The organism is Streptomyces sp. NPDC048603 (assembly GCF_043199475.1).
Lineage (GTDB): Bacteria > Actinomycetota > Actinomycetes > Streptomycetales > Streptomycetaceae > Streptomyces.
In genome coordinates this window covers 237,723-250,169 of record NZ_JBICVY010000009.1, presented here as the reverse complement: position 1 = coordinate 250,169, position 12,447 = coordinate 237,723, and the positions used below count along the sequence as shown (strand labels likewise).

10 protein-coding genes are annotated in these 12,447 nt (G+C 74.6%); all 10 read left to right on the top strand.

Annotated features, from left to right (window positions below; genetic code table 11):
• Positions 1-102: 102 nt before the first annotated feature.
• Positions 103-1,263 carry a 2-deoxy-scyllo-inosose synthase gene (locus tag ACGFQ9_RS23870; protein WP_393576339.1) on the top strand — a complete coding sequence of 387 codons (1,161 nt, stop codon included), beginning with the start codon at positions 103-105 and terminating at the stop codon, positions 1,261-1,263.
• A 398-nt stretch (positions 1,264-1,661) separates the two neighbouring features.
• Positions 1,662-3,017, top strand: a complete 1,356-nt coding sequence (locus ACGFQ9_RS23865; RefSeq protein WP_393576338.1) for a glycosyltransferase family 4 protein — start codon at positions 1,662-1,664, stop codon at positions 3,015-3,017.
• Complete coding sequence (locus ACGFQ9_RS23860; protein WP_393576336.1) at positions 3,005-4,852, top strand: ABC transporter ATP-binding protein; 1,848 nt, start codon at positions 3,005-3,007, stop codon at positions 4,850-4,852. The genes ACGFQ9_RS23865 and ACGFQ9_RS23860 overlap by 13 nt, the downstream gene beginning before the upstream one ends.
• Entirely contained in the window at positions 4,849-6,642 is a 1,794-nt protein-coding gene (locus tag ACGFQ9_RS23855) for an ABC transporter ATP-binding protein (protein WP_393576334.1), read from the top strand. Before ACGFQ9_RS23860 ends, ACGFQ9_RS23855 begins: the two co-directional genes overlap by 4 nt.
• A 115-nt stretch (positions 6,643-6,757) precedes the next feature.
• A complete protein-coding gene (locus ACGFQ9_RS23850; protein WP_393576333.1) occupies positions 6,758-8,383 on the top strand; it encodes a GMC family oxidoreductase in 1,626 nt (541 codons plus the stop codon).
• A gap of 61 nt (positions 8,384-8,444) precedes the next feature.
• Positions 8,445-9,347 (top strand): radical SAM protein, encoded by a 903-nt coding sequence (locus tag ACGFQ9_RS23845; protein WP_393576331.1) that lies wholly within the window; start codon positions 8,445-8,447, stop codon positions 9,345-9,347.
• Positions 9,344-10,036: a histidine phosphatase family protein gene (locus ACGFQ9_RS23840; protein WP_393576329.1), complete on the top strand. Its 693-nt coding sequence runs from the start codon at positions 9,344-9,346 to the stop codon at positions 10,034-10,036. Before ACGFQ9_RS23845 ends, ACGFQ9_RS23840 begins: the two co-directional genes overlap by 4 nt.
• A gap of 5 nt (positions 10,037-10,041) precedes the next feature.
• Positions 10,042-10,323, top strand: a complete 282-nt coding sequence (locus ACGFQ9_RS23835) for a DUF6137 domain-containing protein (RefSeq protein WP_393576328.1) — start codon at positions 10,042-10,044, stop codon at positions 10,321-10,323.
• A complete protein-coding gene (locus ACGFQ9_RS23830; protein WP_393576327.1) occupies positions 10,316-11,377 on the top strand; it encodes a hypothetical protein in 1,062 nt (353 codons plus the stop codon). The genes ACGFQ9_RS23835 and ACGFQ9_RS23830 overlap by 8 nt, the downstream gene beginning before the upstream one ends.
• On the top strand, positions 11,367-12,290 hold the full coding sequence (locus tag ACGFQ9_RS23825; RefSeq protein ID WP_393576325.1) for a PIG-L deacetylase family protein: 924 nt from the start codon (positions 11,367-11,369) through the stop codon (positions 12,288-12,290). The genes ACGFQ9_RS23830 and ACGFQ9_RS23825 overlap by 11 nt, the downstream gene beginning before the upstream one ends.
• The last annotated feature ends 157 nt before the right edge of the window (positions 12,291-12,447 follow it).

The following is a 12,447-nucleotide window of genomic DNA, read 5'->3' as shown; positions in this document are numbered from 1 at the left end:
GCGACGGCACCCCGCCGGCGCACCGGCGGCGGCGCACCGCCGCGTCCAGGCCCGCGAACCCCCGGAGGATCGGGATATCCCATGCAGGTCACACCCATTGCGATGGAAGACGCGTCATTCCCCTACCGGCTCGGCACCGACTGCTCCGAGGACGTCGTCGGCCGCCTCGCCGCGTACAAGGCCAGCCGCTACCTGGTGGTGGCGGACACCACGGTGGCGGAGCTCTACGGCATCGGCCTGACCGCCCGCATCGACCAGGAGGCCGGCCCGGCCCGGCTGCTCGTCCACGAGGTGGGCGAGGTGAACAAGGGGCTCGCCACCGTGGGCGCGCTCGCCGAGCAGGCCCTGGAGCACGGGGCCGACCGCCGCTCCGTGGTCGTCGCCCTCGGCGGCGGCGTCACCGGGAACATCGCCGGCCTGCTGGCCGCGCTCCTGTTCCGCGGCATCCGGCTGGTCCACGTGCCCACCACCGTGGTGGCCATGCTGGACTCGGTCCTGTCGCTGAAGCAGGCGGTCAACGCCACGTTCGGGAAGAACCTCGTCGGCACCTTCCACCAGCCGATCGAGGTGCTCGCGGACACCGCGATGCTGCGCACCCTGCCGGAGCGGGAGATCCGCTCGGGCATGGGCGAGGTCGTCAAGAACGCCCTCGCGATCCGCCCGTCCATGCTCGGCCGGCTCGGTGCCGCGCTGCGCCCCGACGCCCGCTACGACGACGAGACCCTGCGCTGGATCATCGCGGAGAGCCTCGCCGCCAAGGCGGACGTCACCCGGGACGACAAGCACGAGCGGCGGGCCGGCCTGGTGCTGGAGTACGGGCACACCGTGGGGCACGCCATCGAGCACGCCTCGCACGGGCAGGTCGCGCACGGTTCCGGGGTGGCGGTCGGCATGACCATCGCCGCCGAGGTGTCCCGGCTGATGGGGCACACCGACGGCGCCCTGGTGGCGCTGCACCGCGAGCTGGTCACGGCGGCCGGGGTGGAGCCCGCGATCCCCGCGTCCGTCGATCCCGCCCGGGTGAAGAACTGGCTGACGTACGACAACAAGCGCGGCTACCTGGAACACCGGGCCGGGCACACCCCGATGGTGCTGCTGTCGGCGCCCGGCGAGGTGCTGCACACCGGTGCGATGCCGCTGGTGCCGGTGCCGCTGGCGCTGCTCGACGAGGTCGTCGACGGCGCTGCCGCCCGCGGCCCGGGCGCGGACCACGGACCCGCCGGGGACGGTGCCGCCTACGCGGCGGCCGGTCCGCTGCGGTAGCGGCTCGCGCCGGCGGCGGTCCCCTGCCGTGACGGTGGTGCCCACCCCTTCCCCTGAGGGCGGGTGCGCCGCACCGGCAGTGGTCCGCGTCGGCGGCGGGCCGCCGCCATCCGCCCGGGCTCCGCGCAGCCCCTTCCCCGTGCGGGGCCCGGGCTTCCTCTCCGGGCGGGGTCCGGACCCTGGGCGGGGCTTTGCCCGGGCCGAGCGGGGCTTCGGTGGGGCGGGAGCGAGGCTGCCGGGCGGTGTTCCGGTGTGCCCACCCTCCCCCAAGCTCTCGACTCCGCTCGAGCAGGGGGGACCCCCATCGCCCTGCGGAACGTCTGCCCACACCTCGGTCGGGCCGCCGCCCATACCGAGTTCGTCCTTTGCCAATCGCCGTTCCCTTCCGTGGAGATCCCGTGCGCGTGCTGAGGCTCACCCCCTTCTTCCACCACGACTGCGTCACCGAATGGCCCGCCGAGTTCGACGCCGTCGGGGGCATGCAGGTGCAGATCCTCCGCCTGTCGCGGGAGCTGGCCGACCGCGGTGTGGAGCAGCAGGTCATGACCGTGGGCTTCCCCGGCCTGCCCCGCACCCGGACGGACCGCCCCGGACTCGTCATACGGGTCACGCGCGCCCCGCTCCCCCGGCTCCGCTCCGAACTGACCGGCCTGGTGGGGCTGAACCAGGCGTGGCTGGCGGCCGTCCTCACCGCCGGCTTCCCGCTGCGCCGCAGATGGCGGCCGGACCTGATCCACGTGCACGCCGACGGCCAGTTGTGGGCGCTGCTCGCCGGGCCGCTGATGTCCAGGATCACCGGTGCCCCGTACTGCCTGACGCTGCACTGCTCGCGGCTGGCGGTGTACGAGCCGATGTCCCGCTTCGACCGCCTGCAGCACGGACTGGTGCACGCAGCCGAGCGGTACGCGCTGCGGCACGCCCGCAGGGTGTCCACGCTGACCTCGCGGACCGCCGACACCGTGGCGCGGGAGCTGCCGATGGACCGTGCGCGCATCGACGTGCTGCCGGACTCGGTCGGTGCGGTGCGCCGGGTACCGGCCCTGGCGGCCGAGGAGTCCGTACGGGAGCTGGGCGTGCCGGACGGCGTGCCGCTGGTCGGCTGGGTGGGCCGGGTCGCCCACGAGAAGGGCTGGCGGGACTTCGTGGCGATGGCCGGGCGGTGGGACGAGGTGTCGGGTGCCCCCGGAGCGGTGTTCCTGGTGGTCGGCGACGGGCCGCAGTGCGGGCGGATGCGGGAGGCCGTCGAGGCGGCGGGGCTGGCGGACCGGTTCGTGTTCACCGGCTTCCTGCCGCACGACGCGGTGCCGCCGGTGATGACCGCGCTGGACGTGCTGGTGATGCCGTCGGCGCACGAGGAGCTGGGCGGCAGCGCCCTGGAGGCGATGGTGTGCGGGACGCCGGTGGCCGGGTACGCGGTCGGCGGTCTGCGGGACACGGTCGGCTCGGTCACGCCCGCGCTGCTGGTGGAGCGCGGGGACGTGGAGGCGCTGACCCGCGCGGCCGGCGAGGCGGTGACCGGGGCGGCCGTGCACCGGGAGGCGGTCGCCGGGGCGCTGCCCGTGCTGCTGGCCTCGTACGGGGACGACACCGCCGACCGGGCGCTGGAGCACTACCGGCGGGCGCTGGGCGGCGCAGCCGACCGAGCCGACGGAGCCGACCGAGCCGATCGGGCGGGCAATGCCGACCGGGCGGGCAGTACCGACCGCGCGGGCAGTGCCGGCAAGGCCCACGGGGGTGCCGGGTGGCGGGGCTGACCTCGCTGCGGCGGTGCGCCGCCTACCTGCGGCCCAACCGGTGGCTGATGGCCGCGGCCTGCGGGGCCGCGTTCGGGTCGATGCTCGCCGGTCTGCTGATGCCGCTGGTGCTGCAGCGGGTGGTGGACGGGCCCGTGACCCGTGGGGACTTCGACGCGCTGCCGTGGTACGTCGGCGGGTTCGCGCTGCTCGGGGCGGCGGAGGCGGTGCTGCTGGGTGCGCGCCGGCTGCTGGTCGTACGGCCGGCGACGGAGCTGGAGACCGCGATGCGGGCGGACGTCTCGGCGCACGTCCAGCGGCTGCCGCTGTCCTTCCACGGGCGCTGGCAGTCGGGGCAGTTGCTGTCCCGGACGGTGTCGGACGTGACCGAGATCGGACGGTTCACAGCGTTCTCCGCCGTGTACCTGATGGTGAACGTGGCCGCGCTGGTGGTCGGTCTGGTGGTGCTGGCCTGGCTGGCGCCGCCGCTCGCGCTGATCGTGCTGCTGGCGTACGCGCCGATGGTGCTGGCGACCACGGTGTTCGAGCAGCGGTTCCGGGTGGTCGCCCGGTCCGCGCAGGAGGTGAGCGGCGACCTGTCCACCACGGTGGAGGAGTCGGTGCTCGGCGTGCGGGTGCTGAAGGTGTTCGGGCGCGGGCCGGAGACGGTGCGCCGGTTCACCGAGCAGGCGGGCCGGCTGCGCGGTCTGGAGCTGCGCAAGCTGTCGTACACGGCGGCCCTGTGGTGGCTCATCACGGCGCTGCCGGATCTGGCGATCGTGGCGATGGTCGGGTACGGCGGGCACGGCGTCGCCACGGGTTCGCTGACCCTGGGCACGCTGATGGCCGCGGTGACGGTGGCGACGTACCTGCGCTGGCCGGCGGACACGCTGGGCTGGCTGACCGCCGACGCCTCCACGGCCGCCGCCGCGGCGGACCGGTACTGGCAGCTGCGGGACGAGCCGGTGACGGTGACGGACCCGGAACACCCGCGGCCGCTGGCGCGGCCGGTCCGCGGTGAGATCCGGCTGGAGGACGTGCACTACGCGCATCCGGGCGGGGCGGCGTCGCTGCGCGGTGTCGACCTGACGATCCGGGCGGGTACGACGGTGGCCGTGGTCGGGGCCACCGGCTCCGGCAAGAGCACCCTGCTGTCGCTGCTGTCCCGGCTGGACGACCCGACCTCCGGGCGGGTCACGCTGGACGGCACGGACCTGCGGGAACTGGCCCTGGCGGAGCTGCGGTCGGCGGTGTGCTGCGCGTTCGACGACCCGGCGCTGTTCTCGGGGACGGTGCGGGACAACGTCCTGCTGGGCGTGGCCCGGGACGGGCGGGACGGGCGGGACGGCCGCGAGGCACCCGCCGGGCACGAGGACCGCGACGCCGAGCGCGACGAGCGGGTCTGGCGGGCGCTGCGCACGGTGCGCGCCGACGGCTTCGTGTCGGCGCTGCCCGAAGGGCTGTCCACGGTGATCGGCGAGGAGGGCCTCGGCCTGTCCGGCGGTCAGCGGCAGCGCCTGGCGCTGGCCCGGGCGGTCCTGCCGGGGCCCGCGGTGCTCGTGCTGGACGACGCGCTGTCCGCGCTGGACCTACGGACCGAGCGGGAGGTGCAGGAGGCGATGGCCGAGGCTCCGGTCCGGAACACCACGGTGATGGCCGCGCACCGCCCGGCCACCCTCCGGCAGGCCGACCAGGTGGTGTTCCTGTCCGGCGGGCGCGTGGCGGCGACGGGCACGCACGAAGAGTTGATGGCCCGCGAGCCGGAGTACCGGCTGCTGGTCCGCACACCGCCGGCCGACGGTGGCACGGCAGGCGACGGGGCGAACGGCACGGCCGGCAAGGGGGAGGCACGATGAGCGACGCCGAGCGGACGGGCTCAGGGGCCCGCAACGCCCTGCTGCGCATGCTGCTGCGGCCCAAGCGCCGGCGGCTGGCCGCAGCCACGGCGCTCGCCCTGGTGGAGAACGCCTGCGGGCTGGTCGCGCCGCTGCTGATCGCCGCGGCCATCGACCGCGGCCTCCCGGCTGCGGCGGACGGCCGGTGGTCGCCGCTGGCCGGCTTCACCGCCGCGGCCCTGGCGGCCGGGCTGACCACGGCGACGGTGAAGTACTGCTTCCTGCGCTACTCCGGGAGCATCGCGCAGGACCTGCTGTTCGAGCTGCGGCACCGGGCCTTCGCCCATGTGACCGGCCAGCCGCTGGCGTTCCACGAGTCCTACCCCTCCGGGCGGGTCATCGCCCGGCTGTCCAGCGACGTGGAGTCGGTGGAGGAGATGCTGGAGATGGGCCTGGACGGCCTGTTCTCGGCCCTGTTCTCCATGGTCGGCGTGCTGGCGGTGATGCTGTGGCTGGACGGGCCGATGGCCGCCGTGGTCATCGTGCTCTTCCTGCCGCTGTTCCTGCTGACGCGGTGGTTCCGGCGCCGGTCGCGGGTCGCCTACCGGCACACCCGGACCGCCGTCGAGGGCGTCGTCGGGCACACCGTGGAGGCGTACAACGGGATCCGGGCGGTGCAGGCGTTCCGCCGCGAGGACGCCAACGCCCGGCGGCTGTCCGGCCTCGACGCCCGGTACGCGGTGGCGCGTGCGGAGTCCGGCTGGGTGAGCGCCGCGTTCAGCGGCGGCGTGAAGCTCATCGGGAACCTGTCCCTGGTCGGCCTGCTGACCCTGGGGGTGTTCCGCATCGACCAGGGGCACCTGCAGGCCGGGGCGCTCACCGCCTTCCTGCTGTACGTGCACCGGCTGTACGACCCGATCGACGAGCTGGCGAGCTTCGCGAACGCCTTCGCGTCGGCCTCCGCCGGCCTGGAGAAGATCGGCGCGCTGTTCGTGCGCCACCCGGCGGTGGCCGAGCCGGGGAAGCCGGTGCCGCTGCCGGCCGCGCGAGAGCCCGGGGAGGGCCTCGCCCTGGGCGCCGTACGGTTCGAGGACGTGCACTTCCGGTACGGCGGGCAGGGCAGGCCGGTGCTGTCGGCCATGGACCTGACGCTGGAGGCCGGCCGGACGGTGGCGCTGGTGGGCACCACCGGCGCCGGGAAGTCCACCATCGCCAAGCTGCTCGCCCGCCTGTACGACCCGACGGCCGGGCGGATCACCCTGGACGGGGTCGACCTGCGGGACCTGGCCGACGGGGAGCTGCGCGGCGCGGTCTCGATGATCACCCAGGAGGCCTTCCTGTTCTCCGGTTCGGTGGCGCAGAACATCGCGCTCGGCCGGCCGGACGCCTCCCCGGACGAGATCCGGGCGGCGGCGGAGGCGGTGGGCGCGCACGGGTTCGTCAGCGCGCTGCCCGAGGGGTACGACACCGACGTGCGCAAGCGCGGCTCCGGGCTGTCGGCCGGGCAGCGGCAGCTGATCGCCATGGCTCGGGTCATGCTGACCTCCCCGCGGGTGCTGATCCTGGACGAGGCCACGTCCAGCATGGACGCCCCGTCCGAGCGGGCCGTGCAGGAGGCGCTGGCGCGGGTGCTGGCCGGACGTACCGCGGTGATCATCGCGCACCGGCTGTCCACGGTCACCATCGCCGACCGGGTCCTGGTCATCGAGGACGGGGCGGTGGTGGAGGACGGCTCGCCGGCCGAACTGGCCGGTTCCGGCGGCCGGTTCGCCGGGATGCAGCGGGGGTGGCTGGCCGCCACCTCCGCATGAGGCGGGCAACCCCGCGCACCCGGCCCGCACCGCACCGCATCACACCGCACCGCACCGCGTCACACCGCGTCGCATCGCATCCCTCACCTCCTCTCTCTCCTACGGAAGGCAGACGATGAAGCGTCTTCGGGGCACCCTGCCCACGGACACCCCGCACGCGTGGCACCCCGATCCGCTGGGGCCCGCCCACCGTGACGGGTGGGACGCCCGGGACGACGGCCGGGTCTGGGACGTCGTGGTGATCGGCAGCGGCGCCAGCGGTTCGGTGGCCGCCGACCGGCTCGTCCGGCAGGGCCTGGACGTGCTGATGCTGGAGGAGGGGTTCCGGCTCTCCCCGGGGCTCGGCAACCCCGAGCTGGACGACATGTGCCGGACCGCCCTGGTCCCGGACGGCAAGGGCGGCTGGACCGACGAGGGCTGGCCGTGGACCACCTCCAACCTCGGCGGCGGCACCGTGTTCTACGGCGGTGCCTCGTGGCGGTACCGGCCCTTCGACTTCGACCCGAGCGAGCTGATCGACGCCGGCGAGCTCGACGTGCGGTGGCCGTACGGTCCGGCCGAACTCGCCCCGTACTACGAGGTGCTGGAGCGGCGGCTCGGCATCTGCGGGGGTGAGGAGGGCGAGGGCAGCCGGGGCCCCGCGCACCCGCCCACCGCCGCCGCCGAACTGCTGTACGAGGCCGGCACCGCGCTGGGCTACGACCCGTTCCCCACCCCGCTGGCCATCAACCGGCAGCCGCACGACGGGCGTTCCGCCTGCGGCCGGGACTCGCTGTGCGTGAGTCACCAGTGCCCGACGGGTGCCAAGGCCGACGCCGTCTCGGTGTTCCTCGCACCGCTGGCCGGGCATCCCGGTTTCACCCTGCGGACGGGGCTGCGCGCGCTGCGGCTGGAGCAGGACGAACGGACCGCGGTCACGGCCGTGACCTGTCTGGACCGGCTGTCCCGCACCACCCACCGGATCCGGGCCCGGTCGTTCGTCGTCGCGTGCAACGCGATCCAGAGCGCGGCCCTGCTGCTGCGCTCCCGCGGCGGGTACGCGCCGGAGGGCGTGGGCAACCACTCGGGCCTGGTGGGGCGGGGCCTGACGATGAAGCTGAGCGAGTACGTCAGCGGGGTCGTCGACGCGCCGGAGGGCATCACGCTGGCCGACTGGCGGACGCACGGCGGCCCGTTCTCCACCATCGCCTTCCTCGACCACTACCTGGACGCCGACTGCCCGACCGGCGTGGGCGGCATGATCTACGAGTCCAAGAACGACGACCCGCGGCTCATCCGGCACGACGCGCTGGAGCTGCGGATCGAGACGATCCTGGCCGACCACCCCAACCTGGACAACCGCGTGCGGCTGTCCGGTCACCTCGACGAGGACGGCATCCCCTCGGTCGTCATCGACTACACGCCCGACCCGCGCGACCTGCGGCGCCTGACGTACATGACCGACCGGTGCGAGGACCTGCTGCGGCAGGCGGGGGCGCGGGCCGTCCGGCACGAGGAGAGCGACTTCGCGTACGGCAGCTGCCACCTGCACGGCACCTGCCGGGCCGGGACGGACCCGGCGACCTCGGTGGTGGACGGCTGGGGCCGGGTCCACTCGGCACCCAACGTGTACGTGGTCGACGGCAGCTTCATGCCGTACCCGGGCGGGCTGAACCCCACGCTGACCATCCAGGCGCACGCGCTGCGCAGCGCGAAGGCGGTGGTGGGCGACCTGGTGGCCCGGCACGCCGTCCACGTCTGAGTCCCGCTTCCCCCGTTCTCCCATCACGCTCCACCCGATACCCAACCGAGGAGTCACGACCATGGCATCCGACATCGTGTGGCCGCCGCCCGTCAAGCGGATCCGCGCCTACCGCAACATCGTCGTCGACGGCGCCTGCAACATCCGGTGCACTTACTGCGAGGTCAAGAAGGCGAAGGTGGACCAGGCGGCCACCATCCGCTCCCTGGACCGGATCTTCGCCGACTACGAGCCGGACGGGGTGCTGTTCCGCGTCGAGTCCGACGGCGAGATCACGCTCTACCGGAAGATCGTCGACCACCTGCAGAAACGTGCCTCCGAGGGGTACCGGATCGAGGTGCTGAGCAACGGCACCAAGGTGCCGACCGCCCTGGAGGGCCGGCCGGACCTGCTGTGGGTGTTCTCCGTCGACGGACACACCGAGGAGATGAACGCCAAGCGCGGCCTCAAGCAGGCGCAGATCGACCGGATCATCGACGCCGCCGTGGAGGTGGAGGCGGAGCTCCAGGCCGTGTACTGGGGCCAGCCTGTGGAGCAGGTCAACGACTGGATCGACCTGCTGACGGCACGCGGCTACCGGGGCCGGCTGCACTTCATGCCGCTGCTCGCGTTCAAGGGGCAGCCGCTCACGGTGAACCTGCGCTACGCCGACCTGCACCCGGCCGACTTCCTGGCGCCGCCGGAGTACTTCCGCCGGTGGAACCACATCTTCGACACCGGCAAGCGGGACGCCGTCTGCGACCAGATCACCAACGGCTACAACTACCAGGTCTCCGGGGACGAGATCCGGATGGTCAAGTGCGACTGCTACTCGGTGCCCAAGCACCTGGTGCACGGCTTCGGCCCGATCCGGGAGTTCGACAACTGGCCGTGCGGGACCTGCATCGCCAACCAGGAGTTCAACAACTCCCGGGACCGGATGCTGGCACCCCAGCCCGGCCGGATCCCCCTGCCGATCGTATGACCAGCGGGGACGGCGGGCTTCAGCGGTTCGTGCTCGTACGGCACGCGGAAGCGAGCCTGAACGTGCTGGGGGACGACGACCTGCTGCCGGGTTTCGACCCGGGGGCGGGGCTGACGCCCTTGGGCGAGCGGCAGGCCCGGGCGCTCGCCGCCCATCTGCCGCGGGACCCGGCGGTCCGCCCGCCGGGTCCCGCTCCCGGCCCCTCCGTGCGGCTCTACTGCAGCCCGCAGACGCGGGCCGCGCGCACGGCTGAGGCGCTGGCCGCCGCCCTCGGCGTGCCGGCGGTCGCGGACGGGCGGCTGGCGGAGCTGCGGGCGCCGGAGGTGTTCCCGCAGCCGGTGACGGTGCGCGAGTGGGACGCCGTACTGGAGGACCGGCTGCGCCGGCCCGACGCGGAGGTGTTCGGCGTGGAGAGCTGGGCCCACCAGCGGCGGCGGGTGCGGGAGTTCCTGGACGCCCGCTGCCCGCCGGCGGAAGGTGCCGGCACCGGCACGCGGTGGGTGCTCGTGTCGCACTCCGAGACGATCCAGGCCCTGCTCTTCGAACTGCTGGGGCTGGACGACGTCCTGCTGCACCGCACCCGTTTCAAGATCAGCAATACCGGTGTGTTCATCGTGGACCGAACGGAGGACGGATGCGCTTCCCTGGTGGTGGCGAACAGCAAGACGCACCTGGCCAGGACGGCCTGACCCGGATGCTCGTCCTGAAGTGCCTCGCCGACGAGAGCGGCGACGATCCCGGCGCGATCGTGGCGCGCGGGTTCCTGGACGTGGACGACCGGGAGTTCGGGCACGTCATCAACCGGCTGGAGGGCTACTTCGACTGCACGCTGTGGCTGCGGTCGCGGCCGGAGCGCCGGTTCGTGCTGGACGAGCTGGTGGAGCTGGTGTCGGCAGCCACGGCCGGGGCCGTGGCCGGGGCCAACGCCGGGGCCGTCGCAGGAGCCGGGGAATCGGCGGGGGCCGGACATGGCTGAGGGATCCGGCCGCCCGCGGGCCCTGTTCGAGATCTACGACGAGGGTTTCGCGTCCCCGTCGTGGGGCGGCGTGGAGACGGCCCTGTGGCACCTGGTGCGGTCGCTGCGCGAGGAGGGCGTGGACGCCGGCTTCTACCGCGAGTCGGAGGGCAGCGACCTGGACGCCCTGGCCGCCCGCGTGGAGCAGGACCGGGTCGACGCGGTGTTCCCGCTGGTCGAGAGCGCCCTCTTCGGGGGCGGGGCATGGCGGCGGCTGCCCGGACTGCACCGCCGCACGGTGCGGATCTGGCACGACGTCAGCCTCCTGTCGGCCGACCTGTCCACCCCGCCTGCCTGCCCGGTCCACGCGGCCGGACCGGCCCTGCCCGGGTCGCCCGTACCGGCCGGATGTCCGGCGCGGGGTGCGCACCCCGACGGGCCGATGCGCGAGGTGTTCCTGCGGGACCTGCCGTGGACGCGGTGCTTCCCGGACCGGTCGGTGATCGGCTGGGCCGCCGATCACGTACCGGACAAGGACCTCCACGACCCGTCCGGCCCGGTCGTCCTCCAGCTCGGCAAGATCGACACGGTGGACGCGGAGCGGGCCCTGCGCCGTCTGCTGGGGGCCGGACTGCGGCTGCGGGTCATCTTCGCCACCTGGTCGCGCCGGGGCCGCGAGGCCCGGGAGCTGGTACGGGCGCTCCCCGGCTCCGACGGGCGGATCGAGGTCCTCGATTCGTACGACATCCGTACCGACTGGGAGCGGGTCTTCGGCGGCGCGGCGCTGTTCCTGCTGCCGTCGGTGTTCCACGAGACGTTCAACTTCGCGGCGGCCGAGGCGGTCCAGCTGGGCGTGCCGGTCGCCACCCTCGGCGAGGGCGGCAACCTGCCGGGCTTCGCCTCGCTGCGGGCCCCGACGGTGGACGCCCTGGTGGACCGGGTGGTGGCCTGTGCGGCCGCCGGCGGGAGCCGCCGGATCCCGGCGCCGCTGCCGCGGCCGGGCACCGGGTGGCGGGACGTCGCCGCCCGGTACGCGGAGGTCATCGGGGAGGGGGCGGTCCGCGGTGAGCGGTGAAACGGTCCTGGCCGAACGGTTGCGGGAGGGGCGGACCCTGCTGGTCTCGCCGCACCCGGACGACGTGGCGTACTCCTGCGGCGGGCTGCTGGCGGCCGTGGGACGGCCGGTGCACGCCACGCTGCTGACGGTCTTCACGCAGTCGGCGTGGGCGCTGCCCCGGCGGCTGCGGCGGGCCGGGACCCGGGTCGTCAGCGCCCGGCGGCGCCAGGAGGAGCTGAGCTACTGCCGGTTGCGGGGTCTCGCCGAGTACCGGCCGCTGGGTTTCGCGGACGCGAGCCTGCGCGGCTACGACGACGTGGCGGAGGTGTCGTCCCCGGTGGAGGCGGACGGCGTGCGCGAGGCGGTCGCCGAGGCGGTGGCGGAGGCGGTGCACCGGTCGGGTGCCGACACCGTGCTCGCCCCGGCGGCGGTCGGGGACCACATCGACCACCTGCTGGTGCACGGGGCCGTACGCGGCGCGGCGCGCGGGAGCGCGCTCACCCTGTTCTACGAGGACCTGCCGTACGCCGGGCAGCACGAGGCGTCCGCGGTGGTGCGGACCCTGCGGGAGGCGCGGGGGCTGGTGCCGTACGCCGGGATCGACATATCCGGTGTGGTGGAGCAGAAGGTGCGCGGCATGTACGTGTACGGCAGCCAGACCGACGACGAGTGCGTCCGCGAGGCCCTCCACCACGCCCGCCGCACGGCTGCGGCGGAGCCGGGCGCGGAGCCGGGCGCGGAGCAGGAGGCACCGGTACCGCTGCCCGCTCCGGCCCGCAGGGCCTCGCACGTGGAGCGGCTGTGGATCGCGGCCGCTGCGCCCGCCGGTGGAACGAACGGCACCCGGGCGACGCGGGGTTCGGCCCGTACGGACGGCGCGCACGGCAGGAACGGCGCGCACGGCGCGCACGGCCCGGCGGAACACCGGTGAGCGCGCCGGACCGCGGCGCGGCGGGGCCGGTCCGCCGTGCCCCCGCCCGCCCGGCCCGCCCGGCCCCGGCCCGCCCGGTCCGGCGCCCCGCCGGCGCCGGGGCCTGGCAGACCGGCCCCGCCGACCCGTCCCCGCCTCCCGGTCGTGCCGGCCGGCG

Coding starts and splice junctions, on each gene's coding strand:
- ACGFQ9_RS23870 (WP_393576339.1), top strand. CDS start 103: ATGGAAGACGCGTCATTCCCCTACCGGCTCGGCACCGACTGCTCCGAG.
- ACGFQ9_RS23855 (WP_393576334.1), top strand. CDS start 4,849: ATGAGCGACGCCGAGCGGACGGGCTCAGGGGCCCGCAACGCCCTGCTG.
- ACGFQ9_RS23850 (WP_393576333.1), top strand. CDS start 6,758: ATGAAGCGTCTTCGGGGCACCCTGCCCACGGACACCCCGCACGCGTGG.
- ACGFQ9_RS23845 (WP_393576331.1), top strand. CDS start 8,445: ATGGCATCCGACATCGTGTGGCCGCCGCCCGTCAAGCGGATCCGCGCC.
- ACGFQ9_RS23840 (WP_393576329.1), top strand. CDS start 9,344: ATGACCAGCGGGGACGGCGGGCTTCAGCGGTTCGTGCTCGTACGGCAC.
- ACGFQ9_RS23835 (WP_393576328.1), top strand. CDS start 10,042: ATGCTCGTCCTGAAGTGCCTCGCCGACGAGAGCGGCGACGATCCCGGC.
- ACGFQ9_RS23830 (WP_393576327.1), top strand. CDS start 10,316: ATGGCTGAGGGATCCGGCCGCCCGCGGGCCCTGTTCGAGATCTACGAC.